We start from the raw sequence: 26,894 nt of genomic DNA on the forward strand, positions 1-26,894 counted from the left end.
CACGCCATGCCGTCCCCAACCACTGTCGTCCTTCATCGGTTTTGCGACCGAGGACTGCAATGGGAAACGGCCCCGAAGGGCCGTTGCGTGGTGGGGTGCGAGGGGTCAGCGCTTCGCGAGACGCTGCCAGGTCTCGACCACCGTGTCCGGGTTCAGGGACAACGAGGCAATGCCTTCCGCCGCCAGCCATTCGGCGAAGTCCGCGTGGTCGCTGGGGCCCTGGCCGCAGATGCCGATGTACTTGCCCGTGGCGCGGCAGGCAGCGATCGCGCGCGAGATCAGGGCCTTGACCGCCGGATCGCGCTCGTCGAAGTCGCCCGACAGCAGCTCCAGGCCGGAGTCGCGGTCCAGGCCCAGCGTCAGCTGCGTCAGGTCGTTGGAACCGATCGACATGCCGTCGAAATGCTCCAGGAACTGCTCGGCCAGGATGGCGTTGCTCGGGACCTCGCACATCATGATGACGCGCAGGCCGTCCTGGCCGCCATTGGCCGCGCGCTTCAGGCCGCGCTCACCCAGCATCTCGACGACCTTCTGCGCCTGCTTCACCGTGCGCACGAAGGGCACCATGATCTCGACGTTGGTCAGGCCCATGTCGTTGCGCACGCGCTTGAGCGCCTCGCATTCCATCGCGAACGCGTCCTGGAACTCGCCCGAGATGTAGCGCGACGCGCCGCGGAAACCCAGCATCGGGTTCTCTTCGTCCGGCTCGTAGCGCGAGCCGCCGATCAGCTTGCGGTACTCGTTGCTCTTGAAGTCGGACAGACGCACGATGACCGGCTGCGGCCAGAAGGCCGCGGCGATCGTCGCGATGCCTTCGGCCAGCTTGTCGACGTAGAACGCGCGCGGCGAGGCATGGCCCCGCGCCACCGACTCGACCGCCTTCTTCAGGTCGTTGTCGATGTTCGGATAGTCCAGGATCGCCTTCGGGTGGACGCCGATGTTGTTGTTGATGATGAACTCGAGCCGCGCCAGACCGACGCCGCTGTTGGGCATCTGCGCGAAGTTGAACGCCAGCTGCGGATTGCCGACGTTCATCATGATCTTCACCGGGCTGTAGGGCATCTCGCCGCGGTGGACTTCGCTGATTTCGGTCTCGAGCAGGCCGTCGTAGATGAAGCCGGTGTCGCCCTCGGAGCAGACCACCGTCACCAGTTGACCGTCCTTGAGCTTGTCGGTCGCGTCGCCGCATCCGACGACCGCCGGGATGCCCAGTTCACGCGCGATGATCGCCGCGTGGCAGGTGCGGCCGCCGCGGTTGGTCACGATCGCGCTGGCGCGCTTCATGACCGGCTCCCAGTTCGGATCGGTCATGTCGGTGACCAGCACGTCGCCGGGCTGCACGCGTTCCATCTCGGCCACGCTGTCGACCAGGCGCACCGGGCCCGTGCCGATCTTCTGGCCGATCGCGCGACCTTCGGCGACCACCGTGCCCGAACCCTTGAGCTTGAAGCGCTGCTCGACCTGGCCCTCGGCCTGGCTCTTCACCGTCTCCGGGCGCGCCTGCAGGATGTAGAGCTGGCCGTCGTTGCCGTCCTTGCCCCACTCGATGTCCATCGGGCGGCCGTAATGCTGCTCGATGATCACCGCGTACTTGGCCAGTTGCACGACGTCCTCGTCGGTCAGCGAGTAGCGGTTGCGCTGCTCCACCTCGACGTCGACGGTCTTGACCAGCTTGCCGCTGGCGGCCTTCTCCTCGGGCGTGGAGAAGGTCATCTGGATCAGCTTGGACCCCAGGTTGCGGCGGATCAGCGCGAACTTGCCGCGCTGCAGCGCCGGCTTGTGGACGTAGAACTCGTCGGGGTTGACCGCGCCCTGCACCACCGTCTCGCCCAGGCCGTAGCTGGAGGTGATGAAGACGACGTCCTTGAAGCCGGACTCGGTGTCGATGGTGAACATCACGCCGGCGGCGCCCAGGTCGGAGCGCACCATGCGTTGCACGCCCGCCGACAGGGCCACCTCGCTGTGCGCGAAGCCCTTGTGCACGCGGTAGCTGATCGCGCGGTCGTTGTAGAGCGACGCGAAGACTTCCTTCATCTTGTGCAGCACGTCCTCGATGCCGACGACGTTCAGGAAGGTCTCCTGCTGGCCGGCGAAGGAGGCGTCGGGCAGGTCTTCCGCGGTCGCGGACGAGCGCACGGCGAAGGACGCGTCCGGGTTGTCCGCGGTCAGGCCGGCGAAGGAGGCGCGGATCGCCGCTTCGAGGTCGGCCGGGAACGGCTGCGCTTCCAGCCAGCCGCGGATCTCGGCGCCGGCCACGGCCAGCGCGCGGACGTCATCGGTGTTGAGGTCGGCCAGGCGATTCTGGATGCGGACATCCAGGCCTTCATGCTTGAGGAACTGGCGGAAGGCGTGGGCCGTGGTGGCGAAGCCGCCGGGCACGCGCACGCCGGTTTCGGCCAGCTGCGAGATCATTTCGCCGAGCGAGGCGTTCTTGCCGCCCACCGACTCGACGTCGGTCATCCTCAGTTTCTCGAAGGGTACGACCAGGGCGGTCGCCTCGAAGCGTGCATCAGACATGGGAAAACTCCGTGATGTTGAGAAACCGGGGCTCCCCGCGCACTCCCGAGCAGGCCGATCGCATCGGCGGCTTCGAGGGAGACAGGCATGACGCGGCGCACGACAGGTGTTGTCGATTCTTGTGGGCGGCGCGAGGCGGCGTTCATGCGGCGTTCATGCGATGGGCAGGGGCAAGTTGCGGACGATTCTAGTGGGTCGCCGATCTATGATGTAAGCCCCCGTTCGGGGCCGGGCCGAGGCAGAACAACGGCCGTTCTTCCCGCTTCGGCATGCGGCATGCCCGATCCGGCGAAGGCTCCCGGGCCGCTCGCGGTTCGGTCCCGGCATGATTCAAAGGCCCTCCATGTCACAGCACACCGTCTACTTCGTCTCGGATGGCACCGGCATCACCGCCGAAACCTTCGGTAACTCCATCCTGGCGCAGTTCCCGGTGAAGGCCCGTCATGTGCGCCGCCCGTTCATCGACAGCGGCGAGAAGGCCCGCCAGCTGGTCCAGGAGATCAACGAGACCGGCGAGCGCGAAGGCGTGCGACCCATCGTCTTCGCGACGCTGGTCAATCGCGAGGTGCTGAACGTGGTGCGTCAGGAGTGTCAAGGCCTCGTGATGGACATGTTCGGCACCTTCATCGCGCCCTTGGAAGACGAGTTCCGGATCAAGTCCAGCCATCGCGTCGGCCGCTTCTCCGACGTCGCGAAGAGCCAGGAGTACCACGACCGGATCGAGGCGATCAATTTCTCCCTGGCCCACGACGACGGACAGTCGGCGCGCAACCTCGACTCGGCGGACGTGATCCTGGTGGGGGTCAGTCGTTGCGGCAAGACGCCGACCTCGCTGTACCTGGCGATGCAGCACGGCATCAAGGCGGCCAACTACCCGCTGATCCCCGAGGACTTCGATCGCGGCCACCTGCCCTCGCTGCTGATCCCGCACAAGAAGAAGTGCTTCGGCCTGACGATCGATCCGGAGCGGCTGGCGCAGGTCCGCAACGAGCGCCGCCCGGGCAGCAAGTACGCCGACCTCATGAACTGCCACTACGAGGTCCGCGAGGCCGAGACGATGATGAAGAAGGCCGGCATCAACTGGCTGTCGTCGACGCACAAGTCGATCGAGGAAATCGCCACGACGATCCTGCGCGACATCCGTCCCGATCGCCTGATGTATTGAGGGCCCCCGCGACCGATGCCAGCCAGCGCGCTCGCCCTGGTCGTCGCGGCCGCGCTGATCCACGCGCTGTGGAACTTCGCCGCCAAGAAGGCGCAGGGCAACCATCATTTCGCCTGCATGACCGCCGTCGGCGTCACGGTGCTCTGGCTGCCCGTGGTCGTGCTCGTCGGACTGGACGACCTGCCCGCCTGGGGCTGGCAGGCGTGGACGGCCACGCTCGCCAGCGCGGTCGTCCATCTGGCCTACTTCAACGCGCTGCTCGCCGGCTACCGCGCCGCCGACATGACGGTCGTCTATCCCGTCGCGCGCGGCAGCGGGCCGCTGCTGTCATCGCTGGTCGCGGTGGTGCTGCTGGGCGAGCACCTCGGCGTGGGAGGCGGGCTTGGACTTGCGGGTGTCGTCGGCGGCATCCTGCTGATGGCGGCGGGACCGACGTTCTTCTCGAAAGGCGCGAATCACGATCCGGAACTGCACCGCAAGCGCAAGCTGGGCATCGCCTGGGGCGCGCTCACCGGCGCGACGATCGCCGCCTACAGCGTCATCGACGGCTACGCGGTGAAGGTGCTGGCGCTGTCGCCGATCCTCTACGACTACATCTGCAACCTGCTGCGCGTGCCGGTGAGCCTGCCCGCCGTGCTGCGCGACCGTGCCGGCTTCATGCCCGCGCTGCGCAGGCAGTGGAAGCATGCGCTGGTCGTCGCCGTCGGCGCGCCATCGGCCTACATCCTGGTGCTCTATGCGATGAAGCTCGCGCCGCTGTCGCGCGTCGCGCCGGCGCGGGAACTGTCGATGCTGTTCGCCGCGCTGATTGGCGGACAGTTGCTCGGCGAAGGCGAGCGCGGGTGGCGCATCGCGGGCGCGGTGTTCATCGCGTTGGGAGTCGCCGCGCTCGCGATGGCGAGATGAATGGTTCGACGCGCAGAGCGTGTGGGACGGCCGCTCAGACCAGACGGCGACGAGCCGATTCGTAGAGGCAGATCGACGCGGCGCTGGCCACGTTCAGGGACTCTTCGCCGCCCGGTTGCGGAATGCCGACGCGCAACGCGCAGCGCTGCATCAGCGCCTCGGCGACGCCCTGCCCTTCGTGGCCCATGACCCAGGCGCAGGGGTTGGGGAGATCGGCCTGATGGAGCATCGCATCCGCATGCGAACTGGTCGCCAGCAGCGGCACCTTCAGCGCATCGAGGTCCTCGATGCTCAGACCTTCCACCAGATGCAGGCCGAAGTGCGCGCCCATGCCGGCGCGCAGCACCTTCGGCGACCACAGAGCCGCAGTGCCCTTGAGCGCCAGCACCTGCCGGAAGCCCAGCGCACCCGCGCTGCGCAGGATCGTGCCGACATTGCCTGCATCCTGCAGGCGGTCCAGCACGACGGAATCGGCCTTCGCATCGATGCGCGGCTGCGTCGGAAGCGCCAGCTCGAAGCCGATCTGCGCCGGCGACTCCAGCCCCGACACCGTCTTGAACAACGCCGGCGAAACGACCAGCACCTTGGTCGCCACGTCGGCGAGCGCATGCAGCGCCTCGTCCGCCGCGGCCACGTCCGTGATCAGCGCGAGCGACGGCTTCACGCCGCGTTGCACCGCCGCGCGCACGAGGTGGTCGCCTTCCAGCCAGACACCACCCAGCTTGCGATAGGCACCCCCGTCCTGCGCCAGCTTGCGCAGTCGCTGCAGGTTCGGGTTGTCGCGCGCGGTGATCGACTGCCAGCTCATCCGGGTCTCATTTCCTCGTTCAGCGCGGGCTCGACGCTCCGTGGGGGCGCGATGTTCGCCAGGACCCGATCACCCAGGTCCAGCGAACGCACCGGCGCGAAGCTCTGCCGATGCCACACGCTCGCGCCATGCACGCGCAGCGCGTCCAGGTGCTCGCGCGTGCCGTAGCCCTTGTGGTTGTCGAAGCCGTACTCCGGGTGCTGCGCGTGCATCTGCAGGCAGAAGCGGTCGCGGTGCACCTTGGCCAGGATCGACGCGGCCGAGATCGCCGGCACCAGCGCATCGCCCTTGACGATGGCCTCGGCGGGGATGCGCAGCACCGGCAGCCGGTTGCCGTCGACCTGCACGTGCGCAGGCTTGAGCCGCAGGCCCTCGACCGCGCGGCGCATCGCCAGCATCGTCGCCTGCAGGATGTTGATGCGGTCGATCTCCTCGACCGTCGCTTCCGCGATGCAGAAGCACAGCGCCTTGGCGCGGATCTCGTCGAACAGCTGCTCGCGCTTCTTCTCGCTGAGCACCTTCGAATCGTTCAGCCCCTTGATCGGGTTCTGATCGTCCAGGATCACCGCCGCGGCGACCACCGGGCCCGCCAGCGGACCGCGGCCCGCTTCGTCCACGCCGCACAGCAGGCCCTCGCGGACCCATTCGAGGCCCAGTTGCGTCGGAGGCTCAAGCGCCGAGGATTTTCGCGATCGCATCGCCGGCCTTTTGCGCGGTGTTGCAGCGCAGCTGTTGGTGGATCTCGAGGAAACGCTCGCGCAGCCGCTCCCGACGCGGCGCGTCGTCCAACCAGGCCAGGCCCTCGCGGGCGATGCGCTCGCCGGTGCATTCGTCCTGCAGGCACTCGGGCACCAGCGTCTCGCGCGCGAGCACGTTCGGCAGCCCCACCCACGGCAGCAGCGCCTTGCCCTTCATCCGCCACGCGTTGAACCAGTGCAGCTTGTAGGCGATCACCATCGGTCGCTTCAGCAGCGCCGCTTCCAGCGTCGCGGTGCCGCTCGCGACCAGCGTCAGGTCGCAGGCGGCCAGCGCCTCCTGGGCACGACCGTCGACCAGCGTCATCGGCAGGCCCTGGCCATGCTGCGCCATCAGCGCCTCGACCATCGGACGCAGTCCCGGCGCGATCGGGATGACGAAGCGCAACGCGGGGCGCGCCTGGTGCATGCGCCGCGCGGCGTCCAGCAGCGGCGGGCCGATGTAGTCCAGTTCGCTGCGACGGCTGCCGGGCAGGATGGCCACGATGGTGTCCCTCTCCGCAAGGCCCAGGTCGCGTCGAGCGTCCTCGCGTGGCGGTTCGAACGGGATCTGGTCGGCCAGCGGGTGCCCGACGTAGGTCGACGGGATGCCCGCCTTCTCCAGGATCGCGGGTTCGAACGGGAACAGGCACAGCACGTGGTCCGCGCTGCGCTTGATCGTCTGCACGCGCTCCGGGCGCCAGGCCCAGATGGACGGGCAGACGAAGTGGACCGTCTTGATGCCGGCCTCGCGCAGGCGCTGCTCCAGGCCGAAGTTGAAGTCGGGCGCATCGACACCGACGAAGACCGACGGCCGTTCGGCAATCAGGCGGTCGCCGAGCTGGCGGCGGATCGCGAGCAGCTCGCGGATGTTCTTGATCGCGTCCCAGTAGCCGAAGATCGACAGCTTGTGGCTGGGCCACCAGGCGTCGAAGCCTTGCGTCTGCATCCTGGGGCCGCCGATGCCGACCGAGCTCAAGTCAGGCCAGCGCGCCTTCAGGCCTTGCAGCAGCAGGCTGGCGAGCAGATCGCCGGAGGCCTCGCCGGCCACCAGGCCCAGTCGAGGATCCGTGGCGCTCATGTCAATCGTCCGGGTCGTTCAGCGGACGAGGCCGCGCTTGGCGCCCGCCAGGAAGTCCAGCATCGCCTGGATGTCGCGGATCGACTCGGCGTCCTGGCCCTGCTTGAGCGCCTCGATGTTCGCGACGGATTGCTCCAGCGTCGTGCCGTCGCGGAACAGCAGCTTGTGGATCTGGCGGATCACGCCGATGCGGTCGTTGCTGAAGCCGCGGCGGCGCAGGCCGGTCAGGTTGACCGCGCGCACGCCCAGCGGATTGCCGTCGACCGTCATGTAGGGAGCGACGTCCTGCGCCACATGGCCCTGGAAACCGATCATCGCGTGCGCGCCGACGTGCACGAACTGGTGGACGCCGGTCAGGCCGCCGATCGTGGCCCAGTCGCCCACATGCACGTGGCCGGCCAGCGTGGCGTTGTTGGCCAGCACGCAGTGGTCGCCGACCACCACGTCATGCGCCAGGTGCACGTAGGCCATGATCCAGTTGTCGGAGCCGACGCGCGTGACGCCCTGCTCCTTGAACGTGCCGGTGTTGAAGGTGCAGAACTCGCGGATCGTGTTGCGGTCGCCGATGACGAGCTCGGTCACCTCGCCGCCATGGCTCATGTCCTGCGGCATCGCGCCGATCGACGCGAACTGGTAGATGACGTTGTCGCGGCCGATCGTGGTCTTGCCCTCGATCACGGTGTGCGGACCGACGCGGGTCCCCGCGCCGATGCGCACCTCGGGGCCGATGACCGCGTACGGGCCGACCTGGACGGTCTCGTCGAGCTGCGCCTGCGGGTCGATGATCGCGGTGGGATGGATGCGGGCCATGGGCGTCCGGATTCAGCGGCTGTTCAGCGGGTGTTCAGCGGGTGTGCAACGACGACTCAGCAGTCGAGCTTGCGCATCGTGCACATCAGGCCGGCCTCGGCCACGATGTCGGTGCCGACCAGCGCCTTGGCGCCGAACTTGTAGATGCCGGCCTTCGCGCGATCCAGCGTGACCTCGAGGATCAGCTGGTCTCCCGGCTCGACGGGGCGCTTGAAGCGCGCGTTGTCGATGCCGGCGAAGTAGACGACGTGGTTCTCGTCCAGCGTGAAGTTGTAGCTCTCGACCGCCAGCAGCGTCGCGGCCTGCGCCAGCGCTTCCAGGATCAGCACGCCCGGCATCACCGGACGGTGCGGGAAGTGGCCGTTGAAGAACGGCTCGTTGATGCTGACGTTCTTGATCGCCCGGATGCGCACGCCCTTCTCCACTTCCAGGACGCGGTCCACGAGCAGGATGGGATAACGGTGCGGCAGCTTCTCGAGGATGCCGTGGATGTCGATGCGGGTCTCAGTCATGTCGTCTTCTTTTCCAGGGCACGCACGCGCTGGCGCAGCTCATAGAGCCCGCGCAGGGCGGCGGCGTTCTTCTGCCACGATGCGGCGTCCTCGAAGGGCCACATGCCGGCGTAGGCGCCGGGCTTGTCGATGCTGTTGCTGATGTTGGCCGTCGGGCCGATCTGCACGCCGTCGGTGATCCGGATGTGGCCGTTGATGCGCGCCGCGCCGGCCACGATGCAGTTGGCACCGATCTCCGCGCTGCCGGCGATCGCCGTCGCGCCGGCGATCGCCGTGCCCTTGCCGATCTTCACGTTGTGCGCGATCTGGACCAGGTTGTCGATGATGACGCCGTCGGCGATCACCGTGTCGCCCAGCGCGCCGCGGTCGACGCAGGTGTTGGCGCCGATCTCGACGCCGTCGCCGATGCGCACCGCGCCGAGCTGCTCGATCTTGACCCACTCGACGCCGGGCTCGCCGTCCGAGCGTTTCGTCGGCGCGAAGCCGAAGCCGTCCGCCCCGATGACGACGCCGCTGTGCAGCATCGAACGCTCGCCGATCACGCAGTCATGGCCGAACACCACGTGCGGAGCGAACCGCGTGTGCGCGCCGACGCGGGCATCCTGCTCGACGATCGTATGCGCGCCAATGCGCACGCCGTCGCCCAGCACCGCGCCGGACTCGATCACCGCATGCGGGCCGACTTCGACGTCCTGGCCGATCACCGCGTCCGCCGCGACGGTCGCGGTCGGATGGATGGCCGGCGTGGCGCGCGGCTTGCGCATGTTTGCGGCCCACCACTGGGTCAGCCGCGCGAAGTAGAGGTAGGGATCCGGCGCCACGATGCAGCACGCGGTCGTGCCGGCGCCCTGGCGGGCCGCGGCGGCCTGCGCCAGCTTGGGCGACACGATCACGCAGGCGGCCTGCGTGGTCGCGAGCTGCGCTTCGTACCTGGGATTCGAGAGGAAGGAAATCGCGTCCGCGCCCGCATCCTCCAGCGGCGCGATCGCGCGGATCGCCGTGGTGGAGGCACCAACAAGATCGCCGCCCAAGGCGGCGATCAGATCGGAGACCAGAACCTGCTTCATGGTCACTTCCGGCATCACGTCCGGTGTCATTTCTGACTGTTGAGCGCGTCGATCACCTTCTTCGTGATGTCCACGCGGGGGCTGGCATGAATCGCGTCCTGAACGATCAGATCGTACTTGTCCTGCTCGAAGATCTGCTTGATGACCTTGTTGGCCTTCTCGATCACGGCGGAGAGTTCCTCGTTCTTGCGCTGCGCGACGTCCTCGTTGAACTCGCGGCGCTTGCGCTGCAGGTCGCGGTCCTGCTCGATCAGCTCGCGCTGGCGGCGGCCGCGTTCGGCCTCGCTCAGCGCGGGGCTGTCCTTGTCGAGCTTCTCGGCCGCGCCGCGCAGCTTGGTCTCCAGGTCGACCAGCGCCTTCTCGCGACGACTGAACTCGGCCTGCAGCTTCGTCTCCGCCGCCTTGGCCAAGTTGGTTTCGCGCAGGATCCGCTCGCTGTTGACGTAGCCGATCTTGACTTCCTGGGCTTGCGCGCCCAGGCTCGCCGCGCCCGCCAGAAGGACGGTGGCGACGATCTGCGACAGCTTGCTCTTCATCAGAATGCAGTCCCGATCTGGAATTGGAATCGCTCGATTCTATCCGTGGGCTTCTTGCGGATCGGCGAGCCGTAGCTGAGCCGCAGCGGGCCCATCGGCGACAGCCAGCTGATACCCGCGCCAGCCGAGGCACGCACATCACCGAACTTGAGCTTCTCGTCCTGACCCCACACGTTGCCCGCGTCCAGGAACGCGAACAGACGGAAGCTCTTGTCGTTGCCCGAACCAGGCACCGGCACGTAGAACTCGGTGTTCAGGTTGAACTTGCGGTTGCCGCCGGTGTAGGAGCCGGTCACGTCGACCGGGCCCAGCGTGCCGGGCTCGAACACCCGCACCGAACCCAGGCCACCGCCGTAGAAGTTCTTGAAGATCGGATACGGCCGGCCGCTCAGGCCCTTGCCGTAGGCGAATTCGCCGTTGACCATCAGCGAGAACTTGCGACCCAGCGGGAAGAACTCCTGGTACTGCAGGTTGGCGATCGTGTAGCGCGAATCGCCGACCGGGCTCAGCTCCAGGTTCACCCGCTTCATCGCGCCGGCGGTCGGCGTGATCACGGAGTCGCGGTTGTCCTTCTTCCAGCCGATCGTCAGCGGGATCGACATCGCCGACGAGCCGAACTGCTCGCGGAACAGCCAGTAGCTGTTGGGCAGGCCGGTGCGGGTCGTGATGCGCGTCGTTTCGTAGCCGATGCCGAAGAACACGGTGTCGTCCTCGGAGAACGGCACGCCGAACTTGACCGAGCCGCCGTACGAGGCGAACTCGTATTCCTCGCCGAGGTTGTTGATCGGCTTGACGGTCCGGTAGAACACGTCGATCGCGCGGGATACGCCGTCGACGGTGAAGTACGGGTCCACCGTCGTCACGCCCAGCGAGCGGCCGGTGCTGGCGGTGTTCACCTGGATGCCCAGGTAGTTGCCGGAGCCGAACACGTTCTCCTGCGAGATCGAGCCCGACAGCGACAGCTTGCTCGCGCTGGAGTAGCCGGCGCCGATCTGGATGTTGCCGGTCGGGCGCTCGGTCACGGTCAGCGTGACGTCGACCTGGTCGGGCGAACCCGGGACCTCGGTCGTGTCGATCGTGACGTCCTTGAAGTAGCCCAGGCGTTCGACGCGGTCGCGCGAGGCCTTGATGCGGGCGCCGTCGTACCAGGACGATTCGAACTGGCGGAACTCGCGGCGGATCACTTCGTCCCGCGTGCGGGTGTTGCCCGAGATCAGCACGCGCCGCACATAGACGCGGCGCTGCGGCTCGCCGACCAGCGTCACCGTCACCTGGCCGGTCGCGCGGTCGATCTCCGGGCGGCTCTCGACACGCGCGAAGGCGTAGCCGAAGGTACCGTAGAGGTCCTGGAAGTTGCGCGTGGTCTGCGCCACCGCCTCGCCGTTGTACGGCTGGCCGGGCTTGAGCGCGATCAGGCGCTTGAACTCCTCGTCGCGACCCATGAAGTCGCCTTCGAGCTTGATCCCGTTGACCGTGTACGGCTGGCCTTCGTTGATCGTGATCGCGATGCTGATGCTCTGCTTGTCCGGCGAGATCGTGACCTGCGTCGACTCGACGTTGAACTCGAGGTAGCCGCGGTTCAGGTAGTACGAGCGGATCGTTTCCAGGTCCGCGTTCAGCTTCGCGCGGGAGTAGCGGTCGGTCTTCGTGTACCAGGTCAGCCAGCCCGACGTGGTCTGCTCGAGCAGCCCCGTCAGCGTGCCTTCGCTGAAGACCTTGTTGCCCAGGATGCGGATCTCGGCGATCTTGGCCGGCTCGCCTTCCGTCACCGAGAAGCTGACGTTGACGCGGTTGCGCTCGATCGGGGTGATGGTCGTCGTGACCTCGGCGCCGTACAGCGAGCGGGTCAGGTATTGACGCTTCAGTTCCTGCTCGGCGCGGTCGGCCAGCGCCTTGTCGAAGGGCTTGCCCTCGCCGATGCCGACGTCCTTCAGCGACTTGGTCAGTGCCTCGGTGTCGAACTCCTTGAGGCCGACGAAACCGACGTTGGCGATGATCGGACGTTCCTCGATCACGATGACGACGGCATCGGTGTCGAGGTTGATGCGGACGTCCTTGAACAGGCCGGTCGCGAACAGCGCGCGCAGCGCGGCGGCGCCCTTCTCGTCGTTGTAGGTGTCGCCGATGCGGAACGGCAGCGCCGCGAACACCGTGCCCGGGTCGGTCCGCTGCAGACCTTCGACGCGGATGTCCTTGAGAACGAACGGTTCGGCGGCCCAGGCGGAACCGGCTTGCAGCGCGGTGGCCAGCACCGCCAGTTGGATCACGTGGGGGCGCAAGGCGTCGGGCAGGAATCGGGGCATGCGGAAGCTTCAGTGCAGACCCAGCGTGCGGGTCAGATCGTTGAAAAGGGCCAGGCTCATCATCAGCAGCACGACGGCAATGCCTGCGCGTTGCAGCTGCTTGTGCCACCACTCAGAGACAGGGCGGCCGCTCAAACCCTCGAAAAGATAATACATCAGGTGTCCGCCATCGAGCATCGGCAGCGGCAGCAGGTTCAGCACGCCGAGGCTCACGCTGACGGCGGCGAGGAAGCTCAGGAAAGCAGTCAATCCGAGGCTCGCCGACTGGTCCGCCGCCTTGGCGATCGTGATGGGTCCGCTGAGGTTCTTTACCGAAGCTTCACCGACCAACATGCGGCCCAACGTCTTCACCGTCAGCGCGCTGAGTTCCCAGGTACGGGTCAGGCCTTGCCGTACCGATTCGATGGGGCCGTAGTGCACCTTGACGCTCGCAGGCCGGGCGTCGAAGCCCGCGCCGATGCGGGCCACGCGCTGGTCGCCGACGATCTCGACGCGCGGCGTGACCACGCGTTCCAGCTGCTGGCCGTCGCGGCGCACGAGCACGCGCAGCGGCTCCGGCTGGCCATCGACGATGGCGCGGCGCACGCGCTGGATGAACCAGGCCACGTCCGGCACGACCTCGTCGTTGACGCGCAGCACGCGATCGCCGGACTGCAGTCCCGCGGCCTGCGCGGGTTCGCCGTCGACCATGCGGCCCAGCACCGGTTCGATGAACACGCCGCCCAAGCCGATGCGGCCGATGGTCTTCTCGTCGAAGTCGCGGCTCTCCAGGGTGTCGGTCTCGAGGCGCACGGTGCGGCGACCGTGGCCCGCCGCATCGCTGACGCTGAGCAGCAGCGGCTGCCGGTCCGCGACGGACTGCGCCAGTTGCCAGCCGAAGTCCGGCATCGAGCGGACGTCTTCCCAATCCTGCCCGTCGTTGGACCAGGCCTGCACCCAGTCACCGGCCCGCAGGCCGGCGCGTTCGGCCAGCCCGCCCGCCGTCGGGGATCCGAGCAGCGCCTTCGGCTCTTCCCGTCCGATCCAGCCGACGACCGCGAACAGCAGCACCGCCAGGATCAGGTTGGCCGCCGGGCCCGCCGCGACGATCGCCGCGCGCTGCCACAGCGTCTTGCGGTTGAAGGCCTGCGATTGCTGGTCGGGCGCCACCGGGCCGTCGCTCTCGTCGAGCATGCGGACGTAGCCGCCGAGCGGGATCGCGCTCAGCGTGAACTCGGTGCTGTCCGGCGACTTGCGCCGGCGCAGCAGCACGCGGCCGAAGCCCACCGAGAAACGCAGCACCTTGACGCCGCAGGCGCGCGCCACGCGGTAGTGGCCCCACTCGTGGATCACGATGAGGATGCCCAGCGTGACGAGGAAATAGAGGACTTGGGAAAGCATCGCGGGCGTCCTGGATCGAGGTCTGGGGCTGGGCGGCGGTCGTCGACCGGAGGATCAGACCGCTGCGGCGAGCGCCGCGATCTGCTGTCTCGCCTGTCGGCGGGCGCGTCCGTCGAGGGCCAGCAGCCCCTCGACGCTGTCGACCTCGCCCGCCTGGGGATTCACGGCTTCAAGCACCTCGCGGTTGACGCGGCAGATGTGATCGAAGCGAAGCTGGTGATCGAGGAAGGCGGCGACCGCCTCCTCGTTCGCGGCGTTGAGCACCGCGGTGCTGCCTTCGGCCGCGCGCAGTGCCTGCCACGACAGATGCAGGCCGGGGAAGCGGCGCTCGTCAGCCTCTTCGAAGGCGAGGCTCGGTGTCTTGAGCAGGTCCAGCACCCCCGCGCCGGAGACGATGCGTTCGGGGAAGGCCAGCGCATACGCGATGGGCACGCGCATGTCGGGCGTGCCCAACTGGGCCAGTACCGAGTGGTCGCGGCACACCACCATCGAATGCACGATGCTCTGCGGGTGGATCAGCACCTTGATCTGTTCGGGCTTCAGGTCGAAGAGCCAACGCGCCTCGATGACCTCGAGCGCCTTGTTCATCATCGTCGCCGAGTCGACCGAGATCTTGCGGCCCATCACCCAGTTCGGGTGGGCGCAGGCCTGCTCGGGCGTGACATCGGCCAGCGAGGCCGGATCGCGCTGGCGGAACGGCCCGCCGGACGCGGTCAGCACGATGTGATCGATGCGCTGCGGCCAGGTCGAGCGGTCCTCGGGCAGGCACTGGAAGATCGCGGAATGCTCCGAATCCACCGGCAGCAGCGTCGCGCCGCCCTCGGCGACCGCGCGCATGAACAGCGCACCGCCGAGCACGATCGCTTCCTTGTTGGCGAGCAGCAGGCGCTTGCCGGCGCGCGCCGCGGCCATCGCCGGCGGCAGGCCGGCGGCGCCGACGATCGCGGCCATCACCGCGTCGACGTCGGGATGCGCGGCGATCTCGCTCAGCGCGGCCATGCTGTCGAGCACTTCGGTGCGGGAGCCGGCTTCGCGCAGCCTCGTGCGCAGTTGCGCGGCGAGCGCCGCATCGGGCAGGACAGCGAAGCGCGGCTGGAATTGCACGCACTGCGCGGCGAGCTCGTCGACGCGGCTCATCGCCGACAGGGCGAAGACGCGATAACGGTCCGGATGACGCGCGATCACGTCCAGCGTGCTGGTGCCGATGGAGCCGGTGGAACCCAGCACGCAGACCTGCTGCGGGCGGTGGAAGTGGTCGGTCATCGCAGAAGGTCTCGCGGAGGGATCCGGAGGATCAGAGGGAGGTCAGCGCCAAGGCCAGGGGGAGCACCGGCAGCAGCGCGTCGACACGGTCCAGGACACCGCCGTGGCCGGGCAGCAGCTGGCTGCTGTCCTTGGCGCCGGCGGCCCGCTTGACCAGGGATTCGAACAGATCGCCGACGACGCTCATCGCCGACAGGAAAACCAGCGCCAGCAGCGACACGATGCCGATGCGCTTGACCAGCACCGTGTACAGCGAGGCCGAATCCACCGGGACGCGCACGTCGATCACGTGGACCCAGACGAAGCCCAGCACGATCACGCCGACGAGGCCGCCGATCGCGCCTTCCCAGCTCTTGCCCGGGCTGATCGCCGGCGCGAGCTTGCGCTTGCCGAAGGCCTTGCCGGAGAAGTACGCGGCGATGTCGGCCATCCAGACCAGGCACATCGCCGACAGCAGGAAGTTGATGCCGCGCTGTCGCGCGACGATCAGCGCCAGCCAGGCGGCCCACAGCAGCACCGCGCCGAGCACGAGTCTGAGCACGGGCGACAGCTTCGGCCATCCGGCGACGCCGGCCGCCAGCGCACGCACGCCGCCGAGCACCCAGATCCCGCCGGCCAGCCACCAGCACCAGGCCGGCACGTTGAAGCCGACGGCGTAGAAGGTCGCCGCACAGGCCGCCGCGAGCACGGCGCCGAACGCGAGCGCCGTCGCGCCGGGCTTGCCGTTCAGTCGCGACCACTCCCACCCGGCCGCCGCGATCATCACCAGCGTCAGCAGCGCGAACCACATCGGATTCGACGCGAACAGCGCCGGCAGCAGGATCGCCAACAGCACCAGGGCCGTGATCACGCGCTGAAGCAGCATCTCAAGCCTCCTGGGCCACGCCCGGCACGTTCACCCCGCCGAAGCGGCGGTCGCGCGCCCGAAACGCGGCGATCGCCTCGTCCAGTTGCGCCTCGCCGAACTCGGGCCACAGGCAGTCGGAGAACACGAACTCGGTGTAGGCGGTCTGCCACAGCATGAAGTTGCTGATGCGCAGTTCGCCGCCGGTGCGGATGAAGAGGTCCGGGTCCGGCGCATAGCTCATCGCCATGAACTCGGACAGTCGGGCTTCGGTCAGCTCGTGCGCCGGGATGCCCGCCGCGATCGCCTTGCGACAGGCCTGGACGATGTCCCAGCGGCCGCCGTAATTGAACGCGACGTTCAGCGTCAGTTTGGAATTGTGGGCGGTGGAGCCCTCGGCCTCGGCCCAGGCGGCACGCAGCTTGTCGGACACCGCCTCGCGGTCGCCGACGATGCGGATGCGCACGCCCATCGCGCCCATGCGGGCCAGATAGCGCGACACCGCCGCCAGCACCAGGCCCATCAGGCCGGACACCTCGTCGCTGGGGCGCTTCCAGTTCTCGCTGGAGAAGGCGAAGACGGTGAGGTACTCGATCTCTCGATCGATGCAGGCCTGGACCACCCGCACCAGGGCGTCCACGCCCTGCTTGTGACCGAAGAAGCGCGGAAGGAAGCGCTTCTTCGCCCAACGACCGTTGCCATCCATGACGATGGCCACATGGCGGGGCACTCCCGCCTTGCTGTCGGCGCTCACGAGGATGCGACGATCAGACGGCCATGATCTCGGCTTCCTTGGCCGAGAGCAGCTTGTCGATGTCCGAGACGACGCGGTCCGTCAGCTTCTGGACCTCGTCCTGGCTGCGGCGCTCGTCGTCCTCGGTGATGACCTTGTCCTTGGCCATCTTCTTCGCCTGCTCGTTGGCGTCGCGGCGCAGGTTGCGCACGGCCACCTTCGCATCCTCGGCGGCGCCCTTGGAGACCTTCACCAGGTCGCGGCGGCGTTCTTCCGACAGCGGCGGCATCGGCACGCGGATCAGGTCGCCCATCGACGACGGGTTCAGGCCCAGGTCCGATTCGCGGATGGCCTTCTCGATCTTCTGGCTCATGCCCTTTTCCCAGGGCTGCACGCTGACCGTGCGGGCGTCCAGCAGCGTGACGTTGGCCACCTGCGAGATGGGGACCATCGAGCCGTAGTAGTCCACGTGCACCTGGTCCAGCAGGCCCGGGTGGGCGCGGCCGGTGCGGATCTTCTGCAGTTCGTTCTTGAACGCCTCGACGGACTTGGCCATCTTGGCTTCGACGTTCTTCTTGATGTCGGCGATGCTCATGTTCTTTTCCTCGATCAGGGGGGCGGCGTGGTCTCTAACGCGCCAGCCCGGTCAGACGTGCACCAGCGTGCCCTCGTCCTCACCCATCACGACGCGCTTCAGCGCGCCCGGCTTGAAGATCGAGAACACCCGGATGGGCAGCTTCTGGTCGCGGCACAGCGCGAAGGCGGTCGCGTCCAGCACTTGCAGGTTCTTGCCGATGGCCTCGTCGAAGCTGATGCGCGAGTAGCGCGTGGCCGTCGGGTCCTTCTTCGGGTCGGCGGTGTAGACGCCGTCGACCTTGGTCGCCTTCAGCACGATCTCGGCGCCGATCTCGGCGCCACGCAGCGCGGCGGCCGTGTCGGTCGTGAAGAAGGGGTTGCCGGTGCCGGCCGCGAAGACGACGACCTTGCCTTCTTCCAGGTACTGCAGCGCCTTGGGACGCACATAGGGTTCGACGACCTGCTCGATCGCGATCGCCGACATGACGCGCGCGGTCATGCCTTCCTGGCGCATCGTGTCGGCCAGGGCCAGCGAGTTCATCACCGTCGCCAGCATGCCCATGTAGTCGGCCGTCGCGCGGTCCATGCCGACCGCGCCGCCCGCCACGCCGCGGAAGATGTTCCCGCCGCCGATGACGACCGCCACCTCGACGCCGAGCTTCGTCACTTCCTGGATTTCCTGGACCATGCGCACGATGGTCGCGCGGTTGATGCCGTAGGCGTCGTCGCCCATCAGGGCTTCTCCGGAAAGCTTGAGCAGGATGCGTTTGTGGGCGGGCATTGTTACCTCGTCAATACGGCCGATGGAGGGAGTGTCGTGCGTAGGCCTGCTGGCGCAAGCGCACAAGTGTAAAGGGCGCCAGAGGCGCCCTTTTTGAGTCGCGACGCTTATTGCTGCTTGCTTGCAGCCGCCACCTGGGCAGCCACTTCGGCAGCGAAGTCGTCGACCTTCTTCTCGATGCCTTCGCCCACGACGTACAGGGTGAACGACTTCACCGTCGTGGCCTTGTCCTTGAGCATCTGCGCGACGGTCTGCTTGCCGTCGGCGGCCTTCACGAAGACCTGGTCCTGCAGCGAGACTTCCTTCAGGAACTTCTGCACCGAGCCTTCGACCATCTTGGCGACGATCTCGGCCGGCTTGCCGGACTCGGCGGCCTTCTCGGCGGCGATCTTGCGTTCCTTCTCGACCAGCTCGGCCGGGACTTCGGCGGACGACAGCGCGGCCGGCTTCATCGCGGCGACGTGCATCGCGACGTCCTTGGCGGCGACTTCGTCACCGTCGAACTCGACCATCACGCCGATGCGGGTGCCGTGCAGGTAGGAGGCCAGCTTGGCGCCTTCGTAGCGCTTGAAACGGCGGATCGTCATGTTCTCGCCGATCTTGCCGATCAGGCCGGCGCGCACGTCCTCGACCGTCGGGCCGAAGCCTTCCTGCGACAGCGGCAGGGCGGACAGGGCGGCGATGTCGGCGGGGTTGCTGTCGACGATCAGACCGGCCAGCGCGTTCACGAACGCCAGGAAGGCGTCGTTCTTCGACACGAAGTCGGTTTCGCAGTTGACTTCGATCAGCGCGCCGGCGTTGCCCTTCACGGCCGCGGCGACGACGCCCTCGGCGGTCACGCGCGAGGCGGCCTTGCCGGCCTTGCTGCCCAGCTTGACGCGCAGGATCTCTTCAGCGCGGGTCATGTCGCCGTCGGCTTCGGTCAGCGCCTTCTTGCACTCCATCATCGGGGAGTCGGTGCGGGCGCGCAGCTCGGCGACCATGCTTGCGGTAATTGCTGCCATTTCAATCTCCGTATGTCGCGGCCCGGAACGACCCGGCACCGCTGAAATCTGAATCTGCTTGGACGAAGGGGGCTGAATCAGCCCCCTTGTCAGAACCCGTCGAGGGTCAGGGCCTGGATCAGGCGCCTTCGTTCACTTCGACGAACTCGTCGCCTTCAGCGGCGACGGCCGTGACGACTTCGTTCGACGAGTTGGCACGGCCTTCCAGCACGGCGTCGGCGACAGCCTTGGCGTACAGGGCGACAGCCTTGGCCGAGTCGTCGTTGCCGGGGATGACGTAGTCGATGCCTTCGGGCGAGTGGTTGGTGTCCACGACGCCGATGACCGGGATGCCCAGCTTCTTGGCTTCCAGGACGGCGATCTTGTGATAGCCGACGTCGATGACGAACAGGGCGTCCGGCAGCGCGACCATGTCCTGGATGCCGCCGATGTTCTTCTCGAGCTTGTTGATGTCGCGCGTGAACATCAGGGCTTCCTTCTTGATCGCGGGCTGGGTGCCGGCGTCGATCTGGGCCTGCATGTCCTTGAGGCGCTTCAGCGAGGTCTTGACCGTCTTGAAGTTGGTCAGCGTGCCGCCCAGCCAACGCTGGTTGACGCTCGGGACGCCGGCGCGCTCAGCTTCGGCGGCGACGATGTCGCGGGCCTGGCGCTTGGTGCCGACCATCAGGATCGTGCCGCGCTTGGAGGCGAGCTGGCGCACGAACTTCAGGGCTTCCTCGAACGCGGGCAGCGTCTTCTCGAGGTTGATGATGTGGATCTTGTTGCGATGGCCGTAGATATACGGGGCCATCTTGGGATTCCAGAAGCGGGTCTGGTGGCCGAAATGGACGCCGGCTTCCAGCATCTCACGCATCGTGACGGACATAAGTAACTCCGAAGGTTGGTTCTAGAATCCGGCACGAATTGCGACGTCTGCTTGTACGTTGCAACACCTTGATTCGCCGGACTCGCGAATTTGCGATCGATGGACAGGCCTTGAACAAGTCTGGGCCCCAACCACCTGCCGCGTTCTCCACCGGACTCCAGCCCCAACGGCTGGCTTATCCGGGAAAAACCCGACGAGTATAACCCGTTTTCGCATGCCGATCGACCTGACCGAGGCGCTCGCCTCCCTGCGTGTGGGCCGCCACGCCGCGCGCAGCCTGCTGGACGAGAGCCTGGCGCTTGCCGACGGCGCCGCGTGCGAGCACGTCTTCCTGCGCCGCTTCGACGAGGAGGCCCGCGCGGCGGCCGACGCCTCGGATGCCGTGGTCGCTCGCGGCGGACCGCGCCCGACGCTCGGCGGTCTGGCGGTGTCCGTCAAGGATCTGTTCGACGTTACCGGGCATCCGACGACCGCCGCCTCCGCCACCATGGACGATGCGGCGCCCGCCGAGCGCGATGCCCCGGTCGTCGCCCGGCTGCGCGATGCCGGCGCCGCGCTGATCGGCCACACCAACCTGAGTGAGTTCGCCTTCTCCGGCGTCGGGATCAATCCACATCACGGCACGCCCCGGAATCCGGTGACACACGCGATCGACGGCCTGGCGCGCATTCCTGGCGGATCGACCTCCGGCGGTGCGGTCAGCGTCGCCACCGGCGCCGCGTGGGCGGCGCTCGGTTCGGACACCGGCGGGTCGCTGCGCATCCCGGCCGCGCTGCAAGGGCTGATCGGCTTCAAGAGCACGGCGCGGCTGGTGCCGCTTGACGGGTGCGTGCCGTTGTCGCCCTCGCTGGACACGGCTGGCGCGATCACGCGCTCGGTGCGGGACGCCGCGCTGCTGCACGCGGTGCTGAGCGGCGCACCGGCCGACCTCGATGAACGCCCCTTGTCGGCATGGCGCTTCGCGATCACGCCGGACTTCATGCAGGACGAGCTCGAGCCCGCGGTGGCCGCCGCGTTCGAACGCGCGCTCGCGACGCTGAGCGCTGCCGGCGCCCGCATCGAGGAACGCGCGCTGCCCGCCCTGCCCCGTGTGGCGGAACTGCAAACACAAGGCGGCATCACCGCGGCCGAGGCCTGGGCATGGCACCATGCGCGCCTCGCCGAACGCGGCGACCGCTACGACCCGCGCGTCGCGATGCGCATCCGCCGCGGCGAGGCCATCCCTCCCGCCACCTACCAGGCGATGCTCGACGCCCGCCGCCGCTGGATCCACGACATGACGGCCGCGATGGCCGGCATCGACGCCTTCCTCAGCCCCACCGTTCCCCTCCAAGCCCCGGAGATCGCCCCCTTGCTGCACAGCGACGACCTGTTCCTTGCCACCAATGCGCGCCTGCTGCGCAACACCGCCGTCGTGAACCTGCTCGACGGCTGCGCGATCTCGATCCCGTGCGAGCACCCCGGCGAACTGCCGGTCGGCCTGATGCTGTGGGCCCCCGCGCTGCGCGATCACGCGGTGCTGGGCGCTGCGTCGCGCGTCGAGGCGGCGCTCGCCGCGGGGATCCGCTGAAATGCGGATCGCCATCATCGGAGCCGGTCTGGCCGGCGTCACCAGCGCCTACGAACTCGCGCTGCAGGGCCATGAGGTCCATGTCTTCGAACGCGACACCAGCGTCGCCACCGGCGCGAGCTTCGCGCCGCCCGGGCTGATCGCGCCGGGCCTGATGGCCGCGCGGCCCGACACGCCGCTGGCGTGGCGCGGCAAGCCGGGCCAGCTCGGCTGGAAGTTCGCGCATTGGCGCGCCGGCCGCGCGCGCGGCCTGCAGGCGATGCCGGAGGCGCTGCATGCGCTGGCGCTGCGCGGCCAGGCCGTGATGGCGGTGTGGCGGCGCGAATTGAAGATGGACGTCGAGCGCGAAGCCGGCGTGCTGCTGCTGTGGCGCACCGCCAAGGACTACAAGAGCGCGGCACCGCTGCTGGCGCGGCTGCAGGAGCGGCAGGTACCGCATCGCGAGCTCGACGCCGACGGTTGCCGCGCGCAGGAACCCGGACTCAACGCCGAGACCGCGCTGCACGGCGGCATCCTGCTGACGCAGGACGAGGCGGCCAACGCCCGCCAGTTCAGCCAGGCGCTGAAGCTGGAGGCGCAGCGGCTCGGCGTGCAGTGGAACTTCAACACCGACGTGCTGCGCGTCGAGCCCGGCAGCCAGCCGGCCGTGCACGTGGCCGCGGGCGAGCCGCTGCGGGTGGACGCGGTGCTGGTGTGCGCCGGCAAGGGCGCGGCGCCGCTGCTCGCCGCGCAAGGGCTGAAGCTGCCGTGGGGAACGGTGCACACGCACACGCTGACGGCGCCCTTGCGCATGCTGGAGGCGCACCCGGACCTGGGTCCGCGTGCGACCGTCATCGACATGGCGCTGGGCGTCAGCCTCACGCGACTCGGTCAACGCGTGCGCGTCGGCGGGGCTAACGAGCTGGGCGGCTCATCGTCGCAGCCGGATGGCCAGTCGATGGGCGCGCTGCACCAGGCTGCGCACGACTGGTTCCCGGGCGCCCTGCTCGCCGGCGGTCAGCAGCGTTGGAAGACCTCGCGCCTGCTGCTGCCCGACGAGCTGCCGCTGATCGGCGAGTCCGGCCTGCCCGGCGTGTGGTTGAACATCGGTCATGGCGAGCACGGCTGGACCATGGCCGGAGCCGCCGCGCAACTGTTGGCGGCCCGGCTCGCGAAGAAGGATCCGGGCATCGACGCCGCGTTGCTGGAACCGGCACGGCTCCAGTGAGCTGAGACGGGGATAGAGTCGGCGCCATGCTGCCGGTGCTGCCCACGTCCCACGACCGATCCCTCCATGACGCGCCGTCGAGCCGGCGCATCGAGGCTGCGGCGCTGTCGCTGCATCCGCCTCACACGCTGATCGAGCGCGCCGGGCTTGCCGTGGCACGCCTGGCCATGGCACTCCGACCTTTCGGCCAGCACGCCGCCGTGTTCGCGGGTCCGGGCAACAACGGCGGCGACGGCCTCATCGCGGCCCGCCACCTGGCCGCCCGCGGATGGACGGTGGACGTGCTCCTGGTCGGACCGGAACCCCCGCCAGGCAGTGACGCCGCGCATGCGCTGGACACCGCCCGGCAAGCCGGCCTGCGCCTGCACGCCGATCTCCCACACATGCCCCGGTGGGCCGATGGCACGATCGACGCCCTCCTCGGCCTCGGCGCGAACCGCGCACCCGACGGGCCCATCGCCTCGGCCATCCAGGCCATCGACACAATGCGCGACGCCGGCGCCACGGTGCTGGCCGTCGACGTTCCCAGCGGCATCGATGTCCGCACCGGCCAGCCATTGGGTGCCCATGCCGTGCGCGCGCATCACACGCTGACCTTCCTGACTCTCAAGTCCGGCCTGTTCACCGGAGAAGGCCGTGCGCTCGCGGGGCGGGTCTGGTTCGACGACCTCGGCGTGCCCGTCGACGACAAGGGCGTCGGCGTGCTCTTCGGCGCCGGCCGCATCGCGCGCTGGCAAAGCGCGTTCGCGCGTTCAGCGGCCAGCCACAAGGGACGGCATGGCGATGTCGTCGTCCTGGGCGGCGCGCCGACGATGCGCGGTGCCGCGTGGCTCGCCGCGACCTCGGCGCTGGCCGCCGGCGCGGGGCGCGTGTACGCGGCACTGCCTGAGGACGACGGCCAACCATGGCCCGCGCGACCGGAACTCATGCATTGGGATGCCGCGCGCTGGAGCGCTTCGCCGGACACCTGGCGGGACATCGTCGCCGTGTGCGGCTGTGGCGGCGGGACTGCGATCGCGTCGGCGCTGTCAAAGGCATTGCACGGCGCGACGCGCGTCGTGCTCGATGCCGACGCCCTGAACCTGGTGGCCGCCGACGAGACACTGCAGCATGCGCTACGCCGTCGCGCCGCGCACGGCTGGCCCACGATCCTGACGCCGCATCCGCTGGAAGCGGCGCGGCTCCTGGGACTGCCGTCGGCGGCCGATGTGCAGGCCGATCGCCTGGACGCCGCGACGCAACTGGCGACGCGCTTCGCGGTGACCGTCGTGCTCAAGGGATCGGGCAGCCTCGTGGTCACGCCCAAGCGGCGCCTGTCGATCAATGGCACCGGCTCATCAGCACTGGCCACCGCAGGCACGGGCGACGTGCTGGCCGGCTGGATTGGCGGACTCTGGGCGCAGTCGCCGGGCATCGCGCCGCACGACCTCGCCTGTGCCGCCGTGACCTGGCACGGCGCGGCGGCGGAAGGTCATGCGGGCCCCCTGCTCGCCGCCGACCTGATCGACGCGATGGCCGCGCTGCACAGCCTTTCCGCCTGAACGACGGCGAGCGCGTTCGTCAGAAAGACCAAGAGCCTGGCATGACCAGGCCCTTCTTCATCGGAGACTCGATCGCGAGGGACCGACACCCGTCAGGCTGCGCTCACGCGCCGTTCATGCGCCGCGCTTGCGCCGCGTCGTCTTCGCCGCGGGCGCGCCACTGCCCTTCGCGGCGACCGACTTCGCCGCACTGCGCGCCGTGCGTTTGGCTGCCTGGACCGGATGCGTCGACGAGCCCTTCGTCGCGCGCTCCGACTTGCGGCGCTCGGCCTTCAGCACGCGGTCGGCCTGCTCGATGCGCTCGAGCGCGTCGACCGCCGTCGGCGGATCAGGCGGCGGCAGCGGCATCGGCTCCACCGTCGCGGCCGGCGCCGCGGCCGCCTCGCGGCGCGCACGGTGCTCGGCGCGCTTGTCCTGCTTCCTCGCGGGACCCTTGCCATCGCCGCCACGCCGGTCGCCGAACTTGTCGCGATGGGCGCCGCGCAGCAGCCGCTGCTCGTCGCCGTCGCGCACCAGCCGGAAATCGATCTTGCGGCCGTCCAGGTCGACACGGCTGACCTGCACCTGCACGCGCGCGCCGGTGGCGTAGCGGATGCCGGTGCGTTCGCCGCGCAGCTCCTGGCGGACTTCGTCGAAACGGAAGTACTCGCCGCCGAGTTCGGTGATGTGGATCAGGCCTTCGACATACAACGCGTCGAGCTGCACGAACAGGCCGAAGCTCGTCACCGCGCTCACCGTGCCGGCGAATTCCTCGCCGAGGTGGTCGCGCATGAAGCGGCACTTCAGCCAGGCCTCGACATCGCGCGAGGCCTCGTCGGCGCGACGCTCGTTCGCGCTGCAGTGCGCGCCGACGACTTCCCAGCGCTCCGACTCGGTCGACGCGGAGGCCGGGCTCGGCGCCTTCGAGGCCGGCTTGCCCGGCCGCTTGGGCATCGGGTTCGCGGCTTCCATCTTGTGCGCGTCGAGCGCGTACTTCTTGGAGCCGAGCAGCGCCTTGATCACGCGGTGCACCAGCAGGTCCGGGTAGCGCCGGATCGGGCTGGTGAAGTGCGTGTAGGCCTGGTAGGCGAGACCGAAGTGGCCCGCATTGGCCGGGGTGTAGATCGCCTGCTGCATCGAGCGCAGCAGCATGGTGTGGATCTGCTGCGCGTCGGGCCTGTCCTTGGTCGCTTGCGCGATCGTCTGGTACTCGCCCGGCGTCGGATCGTCGCTGATGCCCATGCCGATGCCCAGCGCCCGCAGGTAGGCCTGCAGCGTGCCGCGCTTCTCGGGCGTCGGGCCCTCGTGGACGCGGTACAGCGACGCATGCTTGCCGCCGGCGATGAAGTCCGCCGCGCAGACGTTGGCGGCGAGCATCGCCTCCTCGATCAGGCGGTGTGCCTCGTTGCGCGTGCGGGGCACGATCTTCTCGATGCGGCCGTTGTCGTCGCAGACGATCTGGGTCTCGGTGGTCTCGAAGTCGATCGCGCCGCGCTTGGCGCGCTGCGACAGCAGCGCGCGGTAGACCTCGTGCAGATGCAGCAGGTGCGGCACCAGCGCCTTGCGCTTGTGGGCCTCGGGGCCGTGCGTGTTGCCGAGGATCGCCGCCACCTCGGTATAGGTGAAGCGCGCATGCGAGTTGATCACCGCCGGATAGAACTGGTAGGCGTGCAGCTCGCCAGCCTCGCTGACCAGCATGTCGCAGACCATGGACAGGCGGTCCTGCTCCGGATTCAGCGAGCACAGGCCGTTCGACAGCTTCTCCGGCAGCATCGGGATGACGCGTCTGGGGAAGTAGACCGAGGTCGCACGCTCGTAGGCATCGCGGTCCAACGGTTCGCCGGGCTTCACGTAGTGGCTGACGTCGGCGATCGCGACCAGCAGCCGCCAGCCCTGGAACGCCGTCTTGCCCCGGCCCTGCTTGTGGGGCTCGCAGTAGACCGCGTCGTCGAAGTCGCGGGCGTCCTCGCCGTCGATCGTCACCAGCGCCACGTCGCGCAGATCGATGCGGTGCTTCATGTCGACCGCGCGGACCTTGTCGGGCAGCTTCGCCGCCTGCGCCAGCGTGTCGGCGCTGAAGGCGTGCGGGACCTCGTACTTGCGCACGGCGATCTCGATCTCCATGCCGGGGTCGTCGATCTCGCCCAGCACTTCGGTCACGCGACCCACCGGCTGCGAATACAGCGACGGCGGCTCGGTCAGTTCGACGGCGACGATCTGTCCCGCGGTCGCGTTGGCGATCGCGTTCTTCGGAACCAGGATGTCCTGGCCGTAGCGCTTGTCTTCAGGGGCGACGAGCCAGATGCCGGACTCGAGCAGCAGCCGGCCGATGATCGGCTTCTTGCGGCGTTCGAGGATTTCCAGCACGCGGCCTTCGGGACGATTGCGCTTGTCGTGGCGCACGATGCGCACCCGCAGGCGGTCGCCGTGCATGACGGCGTGCATCTCCTGCGAGGACAGATAAACGTCCGGTTGACCATCGTCGGGCATCAGGAAACCGTGCCCGTCGCGGTGACCCTGCACCGTGCCTTCGATCTCCCCCATCAGCTGAGCGCCTTGAGCGCCCTGGGGGCTTGCATTCTTGAAGTTTTTGATAGTAGAATCCTTGTCTTTCCTGAAACGCAGAAGCTCTTTTGCGTTTCGAGAAACCGAGGGCTCAAGAATACTTCAAGAAGTTCGTCATGAAGTGGCTTGAGCTGGTTTCCCGAGAAG

23 protein-coding genes are annotated in these 26,894 nt (G+C 68.3%); 5 read left to right on the plus strand and 18 right to left on the minus strand.

Going from position 1 to position 26,894, the window contains the following annotated elements:
- Positions 1-105 precede the first annotated feature (105 nt).
- Complete coding sequence (ppsA, locus tag ACQ4L4_RS13500; protein ID WP_431104699.1) at positions 106-2,517, minus strand: phosphoenolpyruvate synthase; 2,412 nt, start codon at positions 2,515-2,517, stop codon at positions 106-108.
- Positions 2,518-2,860: 343 nt separating this feature from the next.
- On the opposite strand from ppsA, the gene ppsR reads away from it, so the two are divergent.
- Together ppsR and ACQ4L4_RS13510 are read left to right on the plus strand one after the other, a co-directional pair.
- Positions 2,861-3,682: a posphoenolpyruvate synthetase regulatory kinase/phosphorylase PpsR gene (gene ppsR / locus ACQ4L4_RS13505; protein ID WP_431104700.1), complete on the plus strand. Its 822-nt coding sequence runs from the start codon at positions 2,861-2,863 to the stop codon at positions 3,680-3,682.
- 15 nt (positions 3,683-3,697) lie between these two features.
- Positions 3,698-4,588, plus strand: a complete 891-nt coding sequence (locus tag ACQ4L4_RS13510; RefSeq protein WP_431104701.1) for an EamA family transporter — start codon at positions 3,698-3,700, stop codon at positions 4,586-4,588.
- 34 nt (positions 4,589-4,622) lie between these two features.
- Here ACQ4L4_RS13510 and ACQ4L4_RS13515 read toward each other — a convergent pair whose 3' ends face one another.
- The 16 genes from ACQ4L4_RS13515 to rpsB all read right to left on the minus strand — a co-directional run bounded on the left by ACQ4L4_RS13515 (position 4,623) and on the right by rpsB (position 19,885).
- On the minus strand, positions 4,623-5,396 hold the full coding sequence (locus tag ACQ4L4_RS13515; protein ID WP_431104702.1) for a TrmH family RNA methyltransferase: 774 nt from the start codon (positions 5,394-5,396) through the stop codon (positions 4,623-4,625).
- On the minus strand, positions 5,393-6,094 hold the full coding sequence (rnhB, locus tag ACQ4L4_RS13520; protein ID WP_431104703.1) for a ribonuclease HII: 702 nt from the start codon (positions 6,092-6,094) through the stop codon (positions 5,393-5,395). Before rnhB ends, ACQ4L4_RS13515 begins: the two co-directional genes overlap by 4 nt.
- Positions 6,066-7,211: a lipid-A-disaccharide synthase gene (lpxB, locus tag ACQ4L4_RS13525; protein WP_431104704.1), complete on the minus strand. Its 1,146-nt coding sequence runs from the start codon at positions 7,209-7,211 to the stop codon at positions 6,066-6,068. The genes rnhB and lpxB overlap by 29 nt, the downstream gene beginning before the upstream one ends.
- An 18-nt stretch (positions 7,212-7,229) precedes the next feature.
- On the minus strand, positions 7,230-8,021 hold the full coding sequence (gene lpxA / locus ACQ4L4_RS13530) for an acyl-ACP--UDP-N-acetylglucosamine O-acyltransferase (RefSeq protein ID WP_377152695.1): 792 nt from the start codon (positions 8,019-8,021) through the stop codon (positions 7,230-7,232).
- 56 nt (positions 8,022-8,077) lie between these two features.
- Positions 8,078-8,533 (minus strand): 3-hydroxyacyl-ACP dehydratase FabZ, encoded by a 456-nt coding sequence (gene fabZ, locus ACQ4L4_RS13535; RefSeq protein ID WP_377152692.1) that lies wholly within the window; start codon positions 8,531-8,533, stop codon positions 8,078-8,080.
- Positions 8,530-9,600 (minus strand): UDP-3-O-(3-hydroxymyristoyl)glucosamine N-acyltransferase, encoded by a 1,071-nt coding sequence (gene lpxD / locus ACQ4L4_RS13540; protein ID WP_431104705.1) that lies wholly within the window; start codon positions 9,598-9,600, stop codon positions 8,530-8,532. Before lpxD ends, fabZ begins: the two co-directional genes overlap by 4 nt.
- Before the next feature lie 26 nt (positions 9,601-9,626).
- A complete protein-coding gene (locus ACQ4L4_RS13545; RefSeq protein ID WP_431104706.1) occupies positions 9,627-10,136 on the minus strand; it encodes an OmpH family outer membrane protein in 510 nt (169 codons plus the stop codon).
- Positions 10,136-12,415: an outer membrane protein assembly factor BamA gene (gene bamA, locus ACQ4L4_RS13550; protein ID WP_431104937.1), complete on the minus strand. Its 2,280-nt coding sequence runs from the start codon at positions 12,413-12,415 to the stop codon at positions 10,136-10,138. The genes ACQ4L4_RS13545 and bamA overlap by 1 nt, the downstream gene beginning before the upstream one ends.
- 33 nt (positions 12,416-12,448) lie before the next feature.
- Positions 12,449-13,819: an RIP metalloprotease RseP gene (gene rseP / locus ACQ4L4_RS13555; RefSeq protein ID WP_431104707.1), complete on the minus strand. Its 1,371-nt coding sequence runs from the start codon at positions 13,817-13,819 to the stop codon at positions 12,449-12,451.
- 54 nt (positions 13,820-13,873) lie between these two features.
- Positions 13,874-15,082, minus strand: a complete 1,209-nt coding sequence (gene ispC / locus ACQ4L4_RS13560; RefSeq protein ID WP_431104708.1) for a 1-deoxy-D-xylulose-5-phosphate reductoisomerase — start codon at positions 15,080-15,082, stop codon at positions 13,874-13,876.
- A 31-nt stretch (positions 15,083-15,113) separates the two neighbouring features.
- Positions 15,114-15,947: a phosphatidate cytidylyltransferase gene (locus tag ACQ4L4_RS13565; RefSeq protein ID WP_431104709.1), complete on the minus strand. Its 834-nt coding sequence runs from the start codon at positions 15,945-15,947 to the stop codon at positions 15,114-15,116.
- A 1-nt stretch (position 15,948) separates the two neighbouring features.
- On the minus strand, positions 15,949-16,680 hold the full coding sequence (gene uppS / locus ACQ4L4_RS13570; RefSeq protein ID WP_377152680.1) for a polyprenyl diphosphate synthase: 732 nt from the start codon (positions 16,678-16,680) through the stop codon (positions 15,949-15,951).
- A gap of 13 nt (positions 16,681-16,693) precedes the next feature.
- Entirely contained in the window at positions 16,694-17,254 is a 561-nt protein-coding gene (gene frr / locus ACQ4L4_RS13575; RefSeq protein WP_421037958.1) for a ribosome recycling factor, read from the minus strand.
- A 51-nt stretch (positions 17,255-17,305) separates the two neighbouring features.
- Positions 17,306-18,016 carry a UMP kinase gene (gene pyrH / locus ACQ4L4_RS13580; protein ID WP_377152678.1) on the minus strand — a complete coding sequence of 237 codons (711 nt, stop codon included), beginning with the start codon at positions 18,014-18,016 and terminating at the stop codon, positions 17,306-17,308.
- 107 nt (positions 18,017-18,123) lie between these two features.
- Positions 18,124-19,020 carry a translation elongation factor Ts gene (gene tsf / locus ACQ4L4_RS13585; RefSeq protein ID WP_331614127.1) on the minus strand — a complete coding sequence of 299 codons (897 nt, stop codon included), beginning with the start codon at positions 19,018-19,020 and terminating at the stop codon, positions 18,124-18,126.
- A gap of 118 nt (positions 19,021-19,138) precedes the next feature.
- Positions 19,139-19,885, minus strand: coding sequence for a 30S ribosomal protein S2 (gene rpsB, locus ACQ4L4_RS13590; protein WP_377152676.1), 747 nt, complete (start codon positions 19,883-19,885; stop codon positions 19,139-19,141).
- Between the two features lie 214 nt (positions 19,886-20,099).
- On the opposite strand from rpsB, the gene ACQ4L4_RS13595 reads away from it, so the two are divergent.
- The 3 genes from ACQ4L4_RS13595 to ACQ4L4_RS13605 are packed head-to-tail and all read left to right on the plus strand — an operon-like array spanning position 20,100 to position 24,203.
- On the plus strand, positions 20,100-21,455 hold the full coding sequence (locus tag ACQ4L4_RS13595) for an amidase (protein ID WP_431104710.1): 1,356 nt from the start codon (positions 20,100-20,102) through the stop codon (positions 21,453-21,455).
- Between the two features lies 1 nt (position 21,456).
- Positions 21,457-22,662 carry an FAD-dependent oxidoreductase gene (locus ACQ4L4_RS13600; RefSeq protein ID WP_431104711.1) on the plus strand — a complete coding sequence of 402 codons (1,206 nt, stop codon included), beginning with the start codon at positions 21,457-21,459 and terminating at the stop codon, positions 22,660-22,662.
- Positions 22,663-22,688: 26 nt separating this feature from the next.
- A complete protein-coding gene (locus ACQ4L4_RS13605; protein WP_431104712.1) occupies positions 22,689-24,203 on the plus strand; it encodes an NAD(P)H-hydrate dehydratase in 1,515 nt (504 codons plus the stop codon).
- Positions 24,204-24,317: 114 nt separating this feature from the next.
- Here ACQ4L4_RS13605 and rnr read toward each other — a convergent pair whose 3' ends face one another.
- Positions 24,318-26,726 carry a ribonuclease R gene (gene rnr, locus ACQ4L4_RS13610; protein ID WP_431104713.1) on the minus strand — a complete coding sequence of 803 codons (2,409 nt, stop codon included), beginning with the start codon at positions 26,724-26,726 and terminating at the stop codon, positions 24,318-24,320.
- Positions 26,727-26,894: the final 168 nt, after the last annotated feature.

It is taken from the genome of Roseateles noduli (genome assembly GCF_050626985.1).
GTDB lineage: Bacteria > Pseudomonadota > Gammaproteobacteria > Burkholderiales > Burkholderiaceae_C > Roseateles > Roseateles noduli_A.